At 59.5% G+C, this 16,291-nt stretch carries 18 protein-coding genes; 12 read left to right on the top strand and 6 right to left on the bottom strand.

Annotated features, from left to right (window positions below):
• Positions 1–52 precede the first annotated feature (52 nt).
• Positions 53–1,477, bottom strand: a complete 1,425-nt coding sequence (gene tldD / locus BMY55_RS11935) for a metalloprotease TldD (protein WP_091430904.1) — start codon at positions 1,475–1,477, stop codon at positions 53–55.
• A 206-nt stretch (positions 1,478–1,683) separates the two neighbouring features.
• Here tldD and coxB point away from each other — a divergent pair, with 206 nt between their 5' ends.
• From coxB to BMY55_RS11890, 10 genes are all read left to right on the top strand, one after another.
• Positions 1,684–2,544, top strand: coding sequence for a cytochrome c oxidase subunit II (coxB, locus tag BMY55_RS11930; RefSeq protein WP_091430902.1), 861 nt, complete (start codon positions 1,684–1,686; stop codon positions 2,542–2,544).
• Between the two features lie 104 nt (positions 2,545–2,648).
• On the top strand, positions 2,649–3,590 hold the full coding sequence (gene cyoE, locus BMY55_RS11925; RefSeq protein WP_091430900.1) for a heme o synthase: 942 nt from the start codon (positions 2,649–2,651) through the stop codon (positions 3,588–3,590).
• A complete protein-coding gene (locus BMY55_RS16935) occupies positions 3,590–3,754 on the top strand; it encodes a hypothetical protein (RefSeq protein ID WP_177179338.1) in 165 nt (54 codons plus the stop codon). Before cyoE ends, BMY55_RS16935 begins: the two co-directional genes overlap by 1 nt.
• Positions 3,751–4,326 (top strand): cytochrome c oxidase assembly protein, encoded by a 576-nt coding sequence (locus tag BMY55_RS11920; RefSeq protein WP_091430898.1) that lies wholly within the window; start codon positions 3,751–3,753, stop codon positions 4,324–4,326. The genes BMY55_RS16935 and BMY55_RS11920 overlap by 4 nt, the downstream gene beginning before the upstream one ends.
• Positions 4,327–4,354: 28 nt before the next feature.
• On the top strand, positions 4,355–5,155 hold the full coding sequence (locus BMY55_RS11915) for a cytochrome c oxidase subunit 3 (protein ID WP_091430896.1): 801 nt from the start codon (positions 4,355–4,357) through the stop codon (positions 5,153–5,155).
• Between the two features lie 81 nt (positions 5,156–5,236).
• Positions 5,237–5,935 carry an SURF1 family protein gene (locus BMY55_RS11910; RefSeq protein WP_091430895.1) on the top strand — a complete coding sequence of 233 codons (699 nt, stop codon included), beginning with the start codon at positions 5,237–5,239 and terminating at the stop codon, positions 5,933–5,935.
• 1 nt (position 5,936) lies between these two features.
• On the top strand, positions 5,937–7,334 hold the full coding sequence (thrC, locus tag BMY55_RS11905; protein ID WP_091430894.1) for a threonine synthase: 1,398 nt from the start codon (positions 5,937–5,939) through the stop codon (positions 7,332–7,334).
• Positions 7,331–8,593: a M16 family metallopeptidase gene (locus tag BMY55_RS11900; protein ID WP_091430892.1), complete on the top strand. Its 1,263-nt coding sequence runs from the start codon at positions 7,331–7,333 to the stop codon at positions 8,591–8,593. The genes thrC and BMY55_RS11900 overlap by 4 nt, the downstream gene beginning before the upstream one ends.
• Positions 8,593–9,177: a GNAT family N-acetyltransferase gene (locus BMY55_RS11895; RefSeq protein WP_091430890.1), complete on the top strand. Its 585-nt coding sequence runs from the start codon at positions 8,593–8,595 to the stop codon at positions 9,175–9,177. The genes BMY55_RS11900 and BMY55_RS11895 overlap by 1 nt, the downstream gene beginning before the upstream one ends.
• An 18-nt stretch (positions 9,178–9,195) precedes the next feature.
• Positions 9,196–10,614 (top strand): FAD-binding oxidoreductase, encoded by a 1,419-nt coding sequence (locus tag BMY55_RS11890; protein ID WP_091432478.1) that lies wholly within the window; start codon positions 9,196–9,198, stop codon positions 10,612–10,614.
• A gap of 143 nt (positions 10,615–10,757) precedes the next feature.
• Here BMY55_RS11890 and BMY55_RS11885 read toward each other — a convergent pair whose 3' ends face one another.
• Together BMY55_RS11885 and BMY55_RS11880 are read right to left on the bottom strand one after the other, a co-directional pair.
• Positions 10,758–11,297: an adenine phosphoribosyltransferase gene (locus BMY55_RS11885; RefSeq protein ID WP_091432475.1), complete on the bottom strand. Its 540-nt coding sequence runs from the start codon at positions 11,295–11,297 to the stop codon at positions 10,758–10,760.
• A 70-nt stretch (positions 11,298–11,367) separates the two neighbouring features.
• On the bottom strand, positions 11,368–12,237 hold the full coding sequence (locus BMY55_RS11880; RefSeq protein ID WP_091432472.1) for an S-methyl-5'-thioadenosine phosphorylase: 870 nt from the start codon (positions 12,235–12,237) through the stop codon (positions 11,368–11,370).
• A 159-nt stretch (positions 12,238–12,396) separates the two neighbouring features.
• Here BMY55_RS11880 and BMY55_RS11875 point away from each other — a divergent pair, with 159 nt between their 5' ends.
• The gene (locus tag BMY55_RS11875) at positions 12,397–14,031 is read left to right on the top strand and encodes a SulP family inorganic anion transporter (protein WP_091430889.1); all 1,635 of its coding nucleotides are present in this window, start codon (positions 12,397–12,399) and stop codon (positions 14,029–14,031) included.
• Here the strand turns inward: BMY55_RS11875 and BMY55_RS11870 are convergent.
• Complete coding sequence (locus BMY55_RS11870) at positions 14,028–14,684, bottom strand: CatB-related O-acetyltransferase (protein ID WP_091430887.1); 657 nt, start codon at positions 14,682–14,684, stop codon at positions 14,028–14,030. The genes BMY55_RS11875 and BMY55_RS11870 overlap by 4 nt on opposite strands.
• A gap of 98 nt (positions 14,685–14,782) precedes the next feature.
• The gene (locus BMY55_RS11865) at positions 14,783–15,388 is read right to left on the bottom strand and encodes a flavin reductase family protein (RefSeq protein WP_091430885.1); all 606 of its coding nucleotides are present in this window, start codon (positions 15,386–15,388) and stop codon (positions 14,783–14,785) included.
• Positions 15,389–15,459: 71 nt separating this feature from the next.
• Between BMY55_RS11865 and BMY55_RS11860 the strand changes: the two genes are divergently transcribed.
• Positions 15,460–15,978 carry a GNAT family N-acetyltransferase gene (locus BMY55_RS11860; RefSeq protein WP_091430884.1) on the top strand — a complete coding sequence of 173 codons (519 nt, stop codon included), beginning with the start codon at positions 15,460–15,462 and terminating at the stop codon, positions 15,976–15,978.
• On the opposite strand, the gene BMY55_RS11855 is transcribed toward BMY55_RS11860, so the two are convergent.
• The gene (locus BMY55_RS11855) at positions 15,950–16,228 is read right to left on the bottom strand and encodes a hypothetical protein (RefSeq protein ID WP_091430882.1); all 279 of its coding nucleotides are present in this window, start codon (positions 16,226–16,228) and stop codon (positions 15,950–15,952) included. The two genes, BMY55_RS11860 and BMY55_RS11855, sit on opposite strands and share 29 nt — an antisense overlap.
• Between the last annotated feature and the right edge of the window lie 63 nt (positions 16,229–16,291).

The raw sequence follows: 16,291 nt of genomic DNA, 5'->3' as shown, positions 1-16,291 counted from the left end.
AACAGATGTGAATTTGGCGATACGCGTGTGGTGAAATGCCATCGGGGCCGGATCATGCCGCCGATCCCCCAACCGTCAGCCCGCCAATCAATAACGAGGGTTGGCCGACGCCCACAGGCACCGATTGGCCTGCCTTGCCGCAGGTGCCGATGCCGGGGTCCATCGCCATGTCATTGCCAATGGCGCGGATTTGTTTCATTGCCGCAGGGCCGTCGCCGATCAGGGTGGCCCCCTTGACCGGTGCGCCGACCTTACCGTTTTCAACGCGGTAGGCCTCGGTGCAGGAAAACACGAACTTGCCGTTGGTGATGTCCACCTGTCCGCCCCCGAAACCGACCGCGTAAATACCGTCTTTCAGCTCTCCCAGCACCTCTTTTGGCGTGGCGGTGCCGCTTTCCATGATCGTGTTGGTCATGCGCGGCATGGGCGCGTGCGCAAAGCTTTGCCGCCGCCCGTTGCCGGTGGGCGCGACCCCCATCAGGCGGGCGTTCTGGCGGTCCTGCATGTATCCCACCAGCACGCCGTCCTCGATCAACACCGCGCGTCCTGTTGGCGTGCCTTCGTCGTCAACCGACAAAGACCCGCGCCGGTCGGGCAGGGTGCCGTCATCGACCACGGTCACACCTTTCGCGGCGACTTGAGTGCCGATCAAGCCCGAGAAGGCGGACGTGCCCTTGCGGTTGAAATCGCCTTCCAGCCCGTGGCCCACCGCTTCGTGCAGCAGGATGCCGGGCCAACCATTGCCCAGAACCACGTCCATAACACCCGCCGGGGCAGGGACCGCATCAAGATTCACCAGCGCGATGCGCAGCGCCTCGCGGGCCGTTGATTGCCATGTGTCAGAAGCCATCAAGCCGGTCAGACCAGCGCGCCCACCGCCGCCGGATGATCCGCTTTCGCGCCGGCCGTCCTTTTCCACGATGACCGAGACATTCAGTCGTGTCATGGGGCGCGTGTCCGAGACCAGCGCGCCATCGGGGCGCAGGATGTGCACCTCTTGCAAGCTGGCAGCGATGGTGGCCGAGACTTGCACAACGCGTGGGTCAAGCTCGCGGGTGAAAGCGTCAATCTCGCGCAAGGTCTCGATCTTCAGACCAAAGCCTGCGTCTGCCATCGGGTCGGCATCAGTATAGAGCTTCTGATTGGTGCGAGCAGGTGCATCGGCCCATGTGCCGCCGCCATCGCCCACGGCCAATCGAGCGGTTGCCGCCGCGCGTTGCAATGCGGCGTCGCTGATTTCGGTCGAATGGGCATAACCCGTTGTTTCCCCGCGGACCGCGCGCAGTCCGAACCCCTCGGATGCGTCATAGCTCGCGGTTCTGAGCCGTCCATCGTCGAAGACCAGCGCCTCGGACCGCATTCTTTCCAGAAACAGTTCACCGTCGTCAGCTCCGGCGGTCACGTCCGCCAGCAGGCTCCGGGCGCGGTCAGCGTCCAAATGGGTCTCAAACGGGCGAAACGATTTGGCATCTGTCATGGGGGCCTCGAAATAGCGCTAAAGGTGGATTTTGTTGCTTAACCTGAGAAGGTTTTTCCTTGTTCCCAGCTTTCTAATATGGTTTCTCGTCAAAGAGAAACAAGGAATCCCGCGCCAGCGCACGGGAGAGGAATGAGCGAACCGCTGTCGCGCCAGCCCGAGGGCCCGTGATCGCGTCGCGTCGCACAGGGAAGAGAAAGACGAACATGATGCGTTTTAGCAGCCTTTTCGCCACGGCAACTGCAATTCTGACCACCGGTCAGGCGATCGCGCAGGAAAATTTGGAAATCATCGGCAAGCCGGTCGATGGTGCCATGGGTTTTCAACCGTCTGCGACCAGTATCGCACAAGCGGCGCATGGGCTGGACGGCATGATCAACTACATCATTATTGCCATCACGATTTTCGTCACCCTGCTGTTGGCCATCGTGATCGTGCGCTTCAATCGTCGCGCCAACCCCGAACCCTCAACATTCACCCACAACACGCCGATCGAGATTATCTGGACGCTGGTGCCGGTCGTTATACTTGTCTTTATCGGGGCGTTTTCACTGCCAGTTCTGTTCCAGCAACAAGTGATCCCCAAGGGTGACGTGGTGATCAAGGCAACCGGGTATCAGTGGTATTGGGGTTATGAATATCCCGAGCACGAGTTCGGATTTGACAGCTTCCTGTTGGCCAAGGATGAACTGGAAGAATACGGCTATAGCGAAAGCGAGTATTTGCTGGCCACCGACACTGCCTTGGTCGTTCCGACAGGCAAAAAGGTCGTCATTCAGGTCACAGGCGCCGACGTGATCCATTCCTGGACCATTCCGGCCTTTGGTGTGAAGCAGGATGCCGTTCCCGGTCGTCTGGCCGAGTTGTGGTTTGAAGTCGATGAAGGCAAGGAAGGCATCTACTTCGGTCAGTGTTCCGAATTGTGCGGCAAGGACCACGCCTATATGCCAATCACCGTCAAGGCTGTCAGCCAGTCAGATTACGATTCCTGGCTGAAAGGTGCGGTCGAAGAATATGCGGGCAACGTAGACTCGCTTCCGACGGTTCAGGTCGCCGCAGCCGAGTAATCAAGACCGGGGAGCGGACCCAAGTCTGCGCCCCAACCCGACCGGCCTTGCGGGGGCGGTGATTGTGAACTGAAAACCCTACTAGCCAGAGCGCGTAAAACCCAATGAGCGACGCCAGCATTCAAACCAACACCGACACCCGCGAAGCCGGGTTTGGCGACTATTTCGCGCTTTTGAAGCCGCGTGTGATGTCGCTGGTCGTGTTTACTGCATTTGTCGGCCTTTTGGTCGCGCCGGTCGGGGTAAACCCAGTCATCGGACTTGCCTCAATTCTGTTTATCGCGGTCGGCGGCGGAGCCTCCGGCGCGCTGAACATGTGGTGGGATGCCGATATCGACCGCAAGATGCGTCGAACCCAGTCGCGGCCCATTCCGTCAGGTAAAGTGGCCGAGGGCGAAGCGTTCGCAATCGGTATGACCTTGTCGGCGATGGCTGTTGTCATGCTGGGACTGGCGGCGAATCTTGTGGCGGCTGCTCTTCTGGCCTTCACCATCTTCTTCTATGTGGTGATCTATACCATGTGGCTGAAACGCTGGACGCCGCAGAATATCGTCATTGGCGGCGCGGCAGGGGCGTTCCCCCCGATGATCGGCTGGGCGGTGGCAACCGGTGGGATCAGCATTGAAAGCGTCTTGATGTTCGCCCTGACCTTTGCATGGACCCCACCGCATTTCTGGGCATTGGCACTGTTTACCAAGGGTGATTATGCCAATGCGGGTGTTCCCATGCTGACTGTGACCCATGGGCGCCGCGCGACACGGGCGCACATTCTGGGCTATTCACTGGTGCTTGCCGTCGTGGCGATTGCGCTGGGCCTGACGTCAATCGGTGGGCCGGTCTACATGGTCGTGGCGTTGATTCTGAACGGCATGTTTATCAAAGGCGCGTGGGACGTGTTCCGTCGCGATGATGTCGCCTCGGACGCCGACAAACACAAGGCCGAGCGTAGGTTGTTCAAACTGTCGCTGGCCTATCTGTTCCTACATTACGGAGCGCTGCTTGTTGAAGCCTCTCTGAAACCGTTCGGACTTGGGGGATGGGGCTGATGGCGATCAAGGTTGGTCACGAATTGCATAAGCGCCGCCTGAGTCGCAATGTCGGCGTGGGTGTCACGCTGATCCTGTTTGTCGGGTTGGTCTACGGGGTGACGGTTGCCAAAGTCGGCGACCTGTACAAACCAGCACCCGCGGCCACGGAGGTCAGCAAATGAGCCTGACCCGCCAGCAGAAAACAGCTGCCAAGATGGTGGGCGTGGTGATCCTGATGGGGTCACTCAGCTGGGCGGCGGTGCCGTTCTACGACTGGTTTTGCCGCGTGACCGGCTTTGGCGGGGCAACCGCCGTGGCAGAGCGCGGATCGGACGTGGTGCTGGATCAGAAAGTGCTGGTGCGCTTCGACGCCTCGAAAGAGCGTGGAATGCCGTGGGAGTTCAAGCCCGTTCAGCGCGAGATGGAAATCAGGCTGGGCGAAACCGGACTGGCCTTTTACGAGGCTTACAACCCGACGGACCGTCCGGTCGCCGGCACAGCCAGCTATAATGTCGCGCCATTCGCGGCTGGTGGCTATTTCACCAAGATCGACTGTTTCTGCTTTGAGATGCAGGTGCTGCAACCGGGCGAACGCGTGACCATGCCGGTTACATTCTATGTCGACCCGGAAATCGTCGATGACCGCGAGGCGAAATACCTTAAAGCCATCACGCTGTCTTATACATTCCACGAAACAGAATTGCCGGATGATCTGGCGCTGCTTGCGCCGACCACTTCGGCAGTGCAAAACTGACGGCCAGAAGAACAGGGACTATACGATTATGGCACATGCAAAAAACCACGATTATCACATCCTGCCCCCTTCGGTGAATCCGTTCCTCGGGGCCGTTTCAGGGTTCATCATGCTGTTCGGGGCGGTGCAATGGATGGCCAACGACGTTCCATGGATCTTTTTCATCGGATTGGCTGGCGTTCTTTACGTCATGTTTGCCTGGTGGTCCGACGTTGTCCATGAAGGCGAAACCGGCGACCACACCTCGGTCGTGAAGATCGGCCTGCGCTATGGTGTGATCCTGTTCATCATGTCCGAGGTCATGTTCTTTGTGGCGTGGTTCTGGAGCTTCTTCAAGCACGCGCTTTACCCGATGACCGAAGGCTCACCGGCGATTGACGGTGTTTGGCCACCCGAAGGGATCGAGACCTTTGATCCATGGCACCTGCCACTGATCAATACCCTGATCCTGCTTCTGTCAGGTGCTGCTGTAACCTGGGCACACCACGCCATCGCGCATGAAAACAACCGCAAAGACCTGATTACTGGGCTGGCGCTGGCAGTGATCCTTGGCGTGCTGTTCACCATGTTTCAGGCGTATGAATACAGCCACGCGACCTTTGATTTTGCAGGAAATATCTATGGCGTGAACTTCTTCATGGCGACAGGTTTCCACGGCTTCCACGTGATTGTCGGCACGATCTTTCTGTTTGTCTGCCTGCTGCGGGCGATGAAGGGGCAGTTCACCCCGGAAAGCCACGTGGGCTTTGAAGCCGCGGCTTGGTACTGGCACTTTGTTGACGTTGTGTGGTTGTTCCTGTTTGCCGCCGTCTACATCTGGGGCGGTTGAACCTGACCCGAAAATAGTCCTATTCGGGGCGCGAGGGGAAACCTTCGCGCCCCTTTGACTTGACCCGCTTTGGACCCGCTGATGAGTTTTCGCCTGATCCTGACCGCAATCCTTAGTATGGCCATTCTGGTCCTGTTCCTGGGCCTTGGGAAATGGCAGCTCGACCGTTTGAAGTGGAAAGAAGATGTGCTGACCGAGATTGACCGCCGGATCGCTGCCGCCCCGGTCGGTATACCCTCGCAGCCCGATCCGAAACGAGACAAGTATCTGCCAGTGAAGGTGACGGGTATGATGGGGGCGGGCACGCTGCGGGTGCTGGTCAGCAGCCGGGACTTGGGGGCTGGGTATCGTCTGATTTCTCCGTTCATGACGGAAGATGGTTCGGTTTTGGTTGATCGGGGCTTCATCCGTGTGGCCGACCCGATGCCACCCACATCTGAAGGGCAAATCACAGTTCTGGGCAACCTGCATTGGCCCGATGATCGCAACAGCGCCACGCCTGAAAACGAGCTGTCCACCAACACGTGGTTTGCCCGCGACATCGACCAGATGGCCGAGGTCTTGAACACGCGCCCGATCCTTATTATTGCGCGTCAGACGACCCCTGCCGAGCCGGACGTTTTGCCGATGCCAGTAACCAGCGTGGGCATCCCCAATGACCACCTTGAATATGCCGTCACATGGTTTTTGATGGCAGCAACATGGGTGGTGATGACAGGCTTGGCGCTTTGGCGTATGAAACGCCGGACACGTGACACTCTCGCCCCAAGGAGCGACTGAAATGCGCTATATCTCTACCCGTGGTGAGGCCCCGGTTCTGAGCTTTGAAGATGCCATGCTGACGGGTCTGGCCCGCGACGGTGGCCTTTATGTGCCCGAAACCGTGCCAACCATCAGCGCAGGCGACATCGCGGCTATGGCCGGGCTGCCTTATGAAGAGGTCGCCTTTCGCGTGATGCGCCCCTTCGTCGGCGACACGTTCACGGATAACGAGTTCCACGAGATCATTGCCAGGGCCTATGCCGGGTTCAAACACGACGCACGTGCGCCCCTGGTGCAACTCGGTCCCAACCATTTCCTGCTGGAACTGTTTCACGGCCCGACCTTGGCCTTCAAAGACTTTGCAATGCAGTTGATCGGTCAGCTGTTCCAAGTGGCACTGAGCCGCCGGGGGGAAAAAGTGACCATCGTCGGCGCGACCTCGGGCGATACCGGATCTGCGGCCATAGAAGCCTTCAAGGGGCTGGATGCGGTCGATGTGTTCATCCTGTTTCCACATGGGCGAGTGTCTGAGGTGCAGCGCCGTCAGATGACGACGCCGTCCGAGGCGAATGTCCATGCGCTGGCCATGGACGGCGATTTCGACGATTGCCAAGCCCGGCTGAAAGACATGTTCAATGACTTCGTTTTCCGCGATGCGGTGAAATTGGCGGGGGTGAACTCGATCAACTGGGCGCGCGTGCTGGCGCAGGTGGTATATTACTTTACCTCGGCGGTCGCGCTGGGTTCGCCGCACCGCAGGGTCAGCTTTACGGTGCCCACGGGCAATTTCGGAGACATCTTCGCTGGTTACATTGCCAAACAGATGGGGCTGCCGATTGACCAACTGGTGATTGCCACCAACCAGAACGACATCTTGCACCGCACGTTGGAAACCGGCGCCTATACCAAGGCGGGGGTCACGCCGTCGATCAGCCCGTCGATGGATATTCAGGTATCATCGAATTTCGAGCGTGTGCTGTTTGATGCCTACGGGCGTGACGGCAAAGTGGTGGCCGACCAGATGGCCGACCTGTCAAAGGGCGGTTTCAAGATCAGCCAGGGCGCGATGGAGTTCCTGCGCGAAAGTTTCAAAAGCGGGCGCGCGTCCGAGGATGAGACCATGGCGCAGATCAAGACCTCGTTTGCCCGCGCGGGCGAAGTGCTGTGCCCCCATTCTGCCGTCGGAGTGAAGGTCGCGAACGAGCATTTGGGCACGAGCCCGATGGTCACGCTGGCCACAGCACATCCTGCAAAATTCCCGGCAGCGGTCAAAGACGCATGCGGGCAGGACGCGCCGCTGCCACCCCACATGGCAGACCTGTTTGACCGTGACGAACGCATGACCCGCGTGGCGAATGATCTGGACGCATTGAAAACCTTGATCTGCGAACGCACCGGAAAGGCCATCCCTGCATGAGTGTGCGTCTGGACCGACTTCCCAACGGCGTCAGTGTCGTAACCGAGTATATGCCGGGGCTAGAAAGCGCCTCGGTTGGCGTATGGGTGACGGCGGGTGGCCGCCATGAAACACCTGCGCAAAACGGCATCGCGCATTTTCTGGAACATATGGCGTTCAAAGGCACCGAACGGCGCTCGGCACTTGAGATCGCCGAGGCGATCGAGGATGTAGGCGGCTACATCAACGCTTATACCTCGCGCGAAGTGACAGCTTACTACGTGCGTGTCTTGAAGAACGATGTGGCGCTGGGCCTTGATGTCATATCGGACATCGTGCTGAACCCGGTGTTTGACACCAGCGAGATCGAGGTTGAGCGCGGTGTGATCTTGCAGGAAATCGGTCAGGCATTGGATACGCCCGATGATGTAGTGTTCGACTGGTTGCAAGAAGCCGCATTTCCGGATCAACCGATGGGCCGCACCATCCTTGGCCCAGCCGACCGGGTGCGGTCATTTGGCAAAAGCGATCTGTCATCGTTTGTGGACCAGCATTATGGTCCGGATCAGTTGATCCTGTCTGCCGCGGGAGCGGTCGATCATGACCAGATTCTGCGCCTTGCCGAGGCCGCATTTGGGCATCTGGCACCCAGCAAACCACGCATGACAGATGCCGCACGGTGGTCCAGCGGGTCGCGTGTCGAAGTTCGCAACGGGTTGGAACAGGTGCATTTCACGCTTGGGTTGGAAGCGCCCAGCTATCGCGACGATGCGTTTTATGCGGCTCAACTGTTCAGTTCCGTTCTTGGTGGGGGGATGTCCTCGCGTCTGTTTCAGGAAGCGCGCGAAAAGCGCGGTCTTTGCTATTCGGTCTTCTCACAGCTTGGTGCCTATGACGACACAGGAATGATGACGATTTATGCGGGCACCTCGGGCGATGATATTGCTGATCTGTCCCGCCTGTGCATTGACGAGATGAAACGGGCTGGCACCGATATCACGGAACGCGAGTTGGAGCGGGCGCGCGTTCAGATGAAGGCGGGGCTGCTGATGGGGCTGGAAAGCCCATCGTCGCGCGCCGAACGGATGGCCCGCCTGGTCGCCATCTGGGGCCGTGTGCCGTCCCTTTCCGAAACGGTCGAGAAGATTGACGCGGTGACGCTGGCCGATTTGCGCGACTTTGGGGCGAGCTTGACCCGGGGTGAAATGGCGATGGCCGTTTATGGCCCGGCGGAAGATGCGCTTCCGTTTGAGGTCTTGCAAGACAGGCGTGTCGCTTGATGCTGGGTCGGTCCAAGAAGGTCAGGATCGAAACCGAACGACTGACCCTGCGACCACCCACGCATGGCGACTTTCGCGGTTGGTCAGCGTTGCGCACCGCCAGCCGCGACTTTCTGACCCCATGGGAACCGACTTGGGCGCAGGATCATCTAAGCCGAAAAAGTTTCACAAATCGCGTGTATTGGGCCAACCGTTCGATCCAGGGGGGCACTGCGCTTCCACTTTTCATGTTTCGACGGGCTGATAACGCATTGGTCGGCGCGGTCACGCTCGACCATATCCGGCGCGGTCCGTCGCAGGCGGGAACAACCGGATATTGGGTCGGCGAACGCTTTGCCCGTCAGGGCTACATGCGTGAAGGACTCGAGGCCGTGGTCCACTACGCGTTCAACGAACTTGATCTGTCACGACTGGAAGCGGGCTGTCTGCCGGAAAACGCCGCTTCGCGCGGGGTGCTGGAGAAGGTTGGTTACAAATACGAGGGTGTGGCCCAAAGTTATCTGCAAATCAACGGGCGCTGGCGCAATCACGTGCTCTATGCCAACCTTCGATCAGACCGGCGCGGGCGGACGCAGGCGGGATAAGACAGCAACGGGGCGATGATGGGCGATCTGAAGTCAGTGGACGGTGCATTTGAAACCCGGCTGCGTGCCCTGTTGCCCGATAAGGTGTTTCGTCCCCTAGACCCAACCTATCAACAAGAGCCGCGCGGTTTGTTTCACGGCGGGGGTGGATTGGTGCTGGCACCATCCTCAACCGATCACGTGTCTCTGATCATAAGAGAGTGCGCAGCGGCCCGCGTGCCGGTGGTGCCCTTCGGCGGCGGCACAGGTCTGGTCGGCGGGCAGGTCATGCCGGATGCAACGCCTGTGATCCTGAGCCTTGAGAGGATGACGCGCATCCGCGCCGTGCATCCGTCCGAGAATGTGTTGGTGGCCGAGGCTGGGGCGATATTGGCCGATGTTCAGGCCGCCGCCGCGTCCGAGGAACGGCTTTTCCCCCTGTCGCTGGCATCAGAGGGGTCGTGCCGGATTGGCGGATGTCTGTCTACCAATGCAGGGGGGGTGAATGTGCTGCGTTATGGTTCGGCCCGCGATCTGTGCCTTGGGATCGAGGCGGTGTTGCCCGACGGGTCAATCCATCACGGGCTGAAACGGTTGCGCAAGGACAATACCGGGTTTGATCTGCGGGCGCTGCTTTGCGGCGCCGAGGGGACATTGGGCGTCATCACCGCCGCCAGCCTGCGGCTTTTTCCAAAACCGGCTCGCAACGGCACCGCACTTCTGAAAGTGAGTGATCCGGCTGCGGCGTTGGAGTTGTTGGCGCTTGCGCAGGCCCGGCTGGGGCAGGGGATCAGCGCGTTCGAGTTGATCAAGGGCACTGGGTTGGATTTCTTGCAAGCCTCTGGCTTGGGCGGTCGACAACCCTTTATCACACGGCCGGACTGGTCGGTGTTGATTGATCTTGGTCTGGGTCCAACCCAAGATCCCGAGGAGGAGCTGGCCCAATTGTTTACCGGGGCCGAACGCGCGGGGCTGAGCGACGACGGGGTGATCGCGCAAAGCGACGGTCAGCGCGCCGCCTTGTGGAAACTGCGCGAAGAGATACCGCTGGCCAACAAGACCATAGGAGCAATCAGCTCGCACGATATTTCATTGCCCCTGTCTGCCATCGCTGATTTTTTGGACAAGGCTGATGCCGCCATTGCGTGCCTTGGTCCGTTTCGGGTCAACGCTTTCGGGCATCTGGGCGACGGCAATCTGCATTACAACGTGTTTCCGCCCGACGGTCAGGCGGCGTCAGATTTCACCGCCTGGCGGAAGCAGGTCCGCGATGTTGTCTATGGTCTGGTGCAGCAGTTTGACGGGTCGTTCAGCGCCGAGCACGGCATTGGCCGTTTGAAGCCAAACGAATTGCAACGCTATGGCGATCCCGCGCGGCTGGCCGCGATGCGCAGGATCAAGGATGCGCTTGATCCTTCAGGGATCATGAACCCCGGTGTGATCTTTCCGGCCAATTAGTTTCAAAAGACAAGCTTCAACCCGCAAAAGAAAACGCCCCGCCAGGGTGGGGCGGGGCGTTGCACGATATGTCATGCCAGCAAGCAGCGCCTGAACTCCTGTCAGGCAATGATAGGATTAGCGCATCGACGTTAACAAGAGGTTCACGCCCCTTCGAATTCGCACAGAACATGGACATCCATGCCCATTTCCTCAAGCAGCTTGCGACCGCCCAATTCGGGCAGATCGACAATGAAGGCACATCCCACAATCTCGCCGCCTAACCGCTCGATCAATTTGATGCCCGCTTCAGCCGTGCCTCCGGTCGCCAGCAGATCATCGACCAACAGGACCTTCTCGCCGGGCTGGATCGCGTCATCATGGATTTCCACAACCGCTTCACCGTATTCCAGCGTGTAAGATTGAGACAGCGTGGCACCTGGCAACTTGCCCTTCTTGCGGATCGGCACGAAACCAAGGGTCAGTTGATGCGCAATCGCGCCGCCCAGAATAAAGCCGCGCGCCTCTAGCCCGATCACCTTGTCGATTTCCTCGCCCGCATAGGGGTGCAGCATCTGGTCTATCGCCATGCGAAACCCGCGCGGGTCGGCAAACAGGGTGGTCACATCGCGAAACAGGATGCCTTCATGCGGGAAGTCAACGATGGTGCGGATGTAGTCCTTGACGGTCTTGCCCTTGTTCATGGGAACGCCTTTCGCAAATTGATCGGCATCGGTTTGGCGCAATCCCGGCACTGACGCAAGAGGCCCGTGGTCACAGTACCCGCCTCGCAACGGCGTTCAACTTCGCCAATAACGCGGGATCGCGTTTGTCGGGGGCCGTCATGATCGCCATGTCCAGCGCCCGGTCGCATCCGTGCGGGCAGGATTCACGGTTGACCCCCAGCAGATCGGGCAGCCCCGCCACCATGCGCTTCGCCTTGTCGCCATTGCCGGTCAGGGTGGCGATCACCTGCGCCACGTCGACCTCATCATGGTCTGGATGCCAACAGTCGTAATCCGTGACCATCGCGACCGAGGCATAGCAAATTTCTGCCTCGCGGGCGAGTTTGGCCTCGGGCATGTTGGTCATGCCGATCACATCCGCGCCCCATTGGTCACGATAGAGACGGCTTTCAGCAAGGGTCGAAAACTGCGGGCCTTCCATCGCCAGATAGGTGCCGCCCTCATGCACGGTGACACCCGCCGCCCGCGCCGCTTTGGCACAGGCTGTGGACAGGCGCGCGCAGGTTGGATGGGCAAAGCCCACATGCGCCACACAACCCGATCCGAAAAAGCTTTTAGCGCGCGCGAACGTCCGGTCAATGAATTGATCGACAATGACAAAATCGCCCGGCGCCATGTTTTCACGGAACGACCCACAGGCCGACACGCTGATCACATCCGTGACGCCCAGCCGTTTCAGCGCGTCGATATTGGCACGATAGGGCACGTCCGACGGCGCATGCACATGTCCGCGCCCGTGCCGCGGCAGGAAGGACATTTTCATCCCGCCCAGTCGTCCTGTCAGAACCTGATCGGATGGCGTGCCCCAAGGGCTGTCCACACGGTGCCAACGCGCACCGTCCAGCCCGTCAATCTCGTAAATACCCGAGCCGCCGATGATCCCGATATGCATGTCCATGCCTGTCTCCTTGCGCTTTTGTGGCCAGATTATCGTGCCGATGCTCCTGTTGCCATGCGGCAAATGCAAGGCAGTATCCTGCATGGGGCATTGTTTACGCTACCGAATGCCTGTAGTCAGCGCACATCGCGAACAGATTTCCCCAAACGAGGTAACCCGATGCCCCGAGCCCTTTTGGCACGTTATGCCGCCCGTATTGAACGCCCCGACCTGCGCCTGTCGCAATCCGAAGAGCTGACGCCCAACCGCATCAAAATCGAGGTCTTGTCAGGCCTGACCGTGGCTTTGGCCCTTGTGCCGGAAGCCGTGGCCTTTGCCTTCGTGGCTGGCGTTCACCCGCTCGTCGGGCTTTATGCGGCGTTTCTTGTTGGGCTGATCACCGCGGTGATCGGGGGGCGGCCCGGCATGATTTCGGGGGCGACGGGCGCGCTGGCGGTGGTGATGGTCGCGCTGGTGGCCAAGCACGGGGTGGAATACCTTTTTGCCACGGTCGTCCTGATGGGGATCTTGCAGGTCTTTGCCGGTGTCATGCACTGGGGAAAGTTCATCCGGCTGGTGCCACACCCGGTGATGCTGGGTTTCGTGAACGGATTGGCGATCGTGATTTTCCTGGCGCAGCTGACGCAGTTCAAGAACCCGGACAACCCGGAGCAATGGCTGACGGGCCTGCGGCTTTACAGCATGTTGGGCCTGGTCGGCCTGACCATGCTGATCATTTGGGGTATGCCGAAACTCACCAAGGTCATTCCCGCTCCTCTGGCGGGGATCGGGATCGTCGCGGGCATCGTGATCGCCTTTGGGATCAATGTGCCCACCGTGGGCGATTTGGCGTCAATCAAGGGTGGTTTGCCCAGCTTTCACAACCCTTTTGGCACGGGCGAGGGGATCTATCCCCCGGCGATGCTGGCCCCCTTCACGCTTGAGACGCTTTGGATCATCCTGCCCTACGCGGTGATCCTCGCCGCAATCGGTCTGATCGAAAGCCTTCTGACCCTGAACCTTGTGGGCGAGATGACTGGTCATCGTGGTGGCGCTTCGCAGGAATGTATTGCGCAGGGAACGGCGAATGTCGTCACCGGCTTTTTTGGCGGCATGGGCGGTTGTGCCATGATCGGGCAGTCGATGATCAATGTGAAATCTGGCGGGCGCACCCGGATCGCGGGGATCGCGGCGGCGATTTTCCTGCTGCTGTTCATCGTTGCGGCGTCCTCGTGGATCGAGATGATCCCGCTGGCCGCACTTGTTGGCGTCATGTTCATGGTTGTGATCGGCACATTTGCGTGGAATTCGCTGACCATCCTGCGCCGCGTGCCCAAGACCGACGCGTTCGTCATCCTGCTGGTGACCGCAGTGACGGTTTATGAAGATCTTGCGGTCGCTGTGGTCGTCGGTGTGATCGTCTCGGCGCTGGCATATGCGTGGAACGCGGCGGCGCGCATTCACGCGGTGACGCGCGAAGAAGACGGCGCCAAGGTCTATGACGTGGAAGGCCCCCTGTTCTTCGGATCGTCCGACGGATTTATTGAGCTGTTTGACGTCAAGAACGACCCCGATCTTGTGGTGATCGAGTTCGCCCGCTCGCGCGTGGTCGACCAATCCGCTCTGCAAGCGATCGAGGCGGTGGCCCTGAAATATGAGGCCGAGGGTAAGAAAATTCAACTGCGCCATCTGAGCCGGGATTGTCACAAGTTGCTGACAAAAGCGGGCCACCTGATCGTCGACAGTGATGATGACCCCGACTATGAGGTGGCCGCCGATTATTCGGTGCGCACGGGTATTCTCGGCAGTCACTAGGCGTCAGGTGCCAGCGCCTCCAACCCATCCACATCGCCCGCCTCCAGCGCCGCGCGCGCGCGGGCGATATGCTCAACCGGCCAGTCCCACCATGCCAGACGGTTCATCCGCGTGATATCATCGGGTGACAGGCGCATCTTGACCACGTGCGCCGGGTTGCCCGTGACAATGGCGTAATCCGGAACATCCGCGCGCACCACGGCGCCTGCGCCGATGATGGCACCATTGCCGATGGTGACGGCGGGGCAGACAATCGCGCCATAGCCCAACCAGACATCGTGACCGATCATTGTGTCGCGGCTGTCTGGTTGCGCCATGAGTTCCTGGTCCAGCGCGAAGATGCCAAAGGGAAAGCTGGTCAGCCCGGCAAAGGCATGGTTTGCGGTGGCGGTGATGAAGCGCACCCCATGGGCGATTTGGCAGAACTTGCCGATGCTCAACCGCCCCTCGGACTTCGGGAAATGATAGGGAGCCAAACGCGTCGCCCAGCCATCGGGCGGCGGCGGATCGAAATCCGAGGCATAGCTGAACGCGCCTATGTCAATATTGGGCTGATCTATGACATTGGACAGGAAAACCGTGCCTGCATGGATCGACCCATCGGGCAGTGTAACGGGGTAGACGCGCGTGGCGTCCGGCATGGAAAACGGCATGTGACCTCCTTGAAAGCGGAAATGAAGACATCAGGCCGAATTGTTCATGCCACCCCCCATGGTTGTGGCATCAGTTTAGCAGGCGGGTGAGCTTGCGTCTATTCACCCGGACGGTTCAGGGTGAATTTGTCCGTAACAACAGTGTAGTCACGATAGCCCAGCCGCGCCAGGGGGCGGGCCCGCGTGATGTCAAACATCCCGTCCACCATGCAGTCATCGCGCAGATGAATGCCCGTGACCTCACCGAAGCACACAAGGTTCTCATCGCCCGGCAGGCGGGTGATCTGGGTCAACCGGCATTCCAGGGCAGCGGGGGCTGCGGGTAGGCGCGAGGCGGGGATCGTTGTGCATTCGACCCGCTCCAGTTCTGCCAATGCAATCTCGTCCACATCGCGCGCATAGCTGCCTGATGTGGTGTTCATCGCGTCCGTCTGATCTTCGCCGACCATGTGAATGCAAAACACACCGGTTGTGTTGATATTGTCCAACGTGTCCTTGCCAAGATCGCGGTCGCCCTTGCCCGAGGTCGAAGCGAACATCACCTGGGGCGGGTCATAGGCGACGCCGTTGAAAAAGGAATAGGGTGCAAGGTTCTCAACCCCATCCACCCCGCGCGTGGATATCCACGCGATAGGGCGCGGCACAATTAACGCGTTGAACGGATTATGGGGCAGCCCGTGCCCGTCTTTCGGCTCATAGAACACCCGCTTCTCCCTTCCTTTTCTGCGTGTTGCCGTGATAGCAGCAAAGAACGACAGAAGGCGAGGGGCAGCGGGTGTACCACCTGACAGCAGAAACCGAAAAAGACTGGTGGGAGGTCGAGGCGCTTTACGATCTGTGCTTTGCGCCAGGACGCGAAGCCTTGTCATCCTATCGTTTGCGCGATGGGGTTGAACCTGTGGCGCACCTGTCTTTGGTCGCGCGCGATGATGCGGGCATATTGGCGGGAGCCATCCGATTTTGGCCCGTTTCGATTGTCGGCGATAACGGGTCACACGACGCTTTGCTTCTTGGTCCCGTCGCGGTTCACCCCACCCGTCAGGGCGAAGGCTTGGGCGGGCATCTGATCCGTGAAAGCCTTCTGGTGGCGCGGGATCTGGGGATGGATCGGGTGATGTTGGTTGGCGATGCGCCGTATTACTCGCGGTTTGGATTCTCAAAGCTTGAAAATGTGGTGATGCCGCCCCCGACCAACCCGGATCGCGTGTTGGCCTATCGTCTTCAGGACGGCAGTTGGGACGGCATCACTGGATCAGTCACGCGGGTTACATCCGCACCTGTCGATCCCGCTTGACCGCGGCAAACAGATCCACCTGATGGGTGCCATCGGATTGACTGGCCATCCGGTTCAGCCTGTCATGCCAGATTTTGCGCGGCCATGTATTACGCCGAACCGACGTGATGACCGCCGCGCCCAGCACCGCAAGGGCACCAGACAGAGCGTATGACAAGAACGCCCAGATTGCCCCTATATCAAAGCTGATTGCGAGCGCTGCGGCGGCGGTTCCAGTGAAAATTCCGGTGATGATAAAACTGATCGGCATGAGGATTCTCCTTGTTCTGTTCCAGTTTTGTTCCAAACTGGTGAACAAAGTGATAACTGCTGA

It is taken from the genome of Aliiroseovarius sediminilitoris, from assembly GCF_900109955.1.
Taxonomy (GTDB): domain Bacteria; phylum Pseudomonadota; class Alphaproteobacteria; order Rhodobacterales; family Rhodobacteraceae; genus Aliiroseovarius; species Aliiroseovarius sediminilitoris.
This window is presented reverse-complemented; position numbering and strand designations above follow the sequence as displayed.

What these genes read in the sequence shown, in the direction of transcription:
- BMY55_RS11910 (WP_091430895.1), top strand. Translation starts at nt 5,237, where the DNA reads ATGAGTTTTCGCCTGATCCTGACCGCAATCCTTAGTATGGCCATTCTG.
- BMY55_RS11880 (WP_091432472.1), bottom strand. Translation starts at nt 12,237, where the DNA reads ATGGACATGCATATCGGGATCATCGGCGGCTCGGGTATTTACGAGATT.
- BMY55_RS11900 (WP_091430892.1), top strand. Translation starts at nt 7,331, where the DNA reads ATGAGTGTGCGTCTGGACCGACTTCCCAACGGCGTCAGTGTCGTAACC.
- BMY55_RS11885 (WP_091432475.1), bottom strand. Translation starts at nt 11,297, where the DNA reads ATGAACAAGGGCAAGACCGTCAAGGACTACATCCGCACCATCGTTGAC.
- thrC (WP_091430894.1), top strand. Translation starts at nt 5,937, where the DNA reads ATGCGCTATATCTCTACCCGTGGTGAGGCCCCGGTTCTGAGCTTTGAA.
- BMY55_RS11915 (WP_091430896.1), top strand. Translation starts at nt 4,355, where the DNA reads ATGGCACATGCAAAAAACCACGATTATCACATCCTGCCCCCTTCGGTG.
- BMY55_RS11870 (WP_091430887.1), bottom strand. Translation starts at nt 14,684, where the DNA reads ATGCCGTTTTCCATGCCGGACGCCACGCGCGTCTACCCCGTTACACTG.
- coxB (WP_091430902.1), top strand. Translation starts at nt 1,684, where the DNA reads ATGATGCGTTTTAGCAGCCTTTTCGCCACGGCAACTGCAATTCTGACC.
- BMY55_RS11875 (WP_091430889.1), top strand. Translation starts at nt 12,397, where the DNA reads ATGCCCCGAGCCCTTTTGGCACGTTATGCCGCCCGTATTGAACGCCCC.
- tldD (WP_091430904.1), bottom strand. Translation starts at nt 1,477, where the DNA reads ATGACAGATGCCAAATCGTTTCGCCCGTTTGAGACCCATTTGGACGCT.
- BMY55_RS11890 (WP_091432478.1), top strand. Translation starts at nt 9,196, where the DNA reads ATGGGCGATCTGAAGTCAGTGGACGGTGCATTTGAAACCCGGCTGCGT.
- cyoE (WP_091430900.1), top strand. Translation starts at nt 2,649, where the DNA reads ATGAGCGACGCCAGCATTCAAACCAACACCGACACCCGCGAAGCCGGG.
- BMY55_RS11920 (WP_091430898.1), top strand. Translation starts at nt 3,751, where the DNA reads ATGAGCCTGACCCGCCAGCAGAAAACAGCTGCCAAGATGGTGGGCGTG.
- BMY55_RS11855 (WP_091430882.1), bottom strand. Translation starts at nt 16,228, where the DNA reads ATGCCGATCAGTTTTATCATCACCGGAATTTTCACTGGAACCGCCGCC.
- BMY55_RS11895 (WP_091430890.1), top strand. Translation starts at nt 8,593, where the DNA reads ATGCTGGGTCGGTCCAAGAAGGTCAGGATCGAAACCGAACGACTGACC.
- BMY55_RS16935 (WP_177179338.1), top strand. Translation starts at nt 3,590, where the DNA reads ATGGCGATCAAGGTTGGTCACGAATTGCATAAGCGCCGCCTGAGTCGC.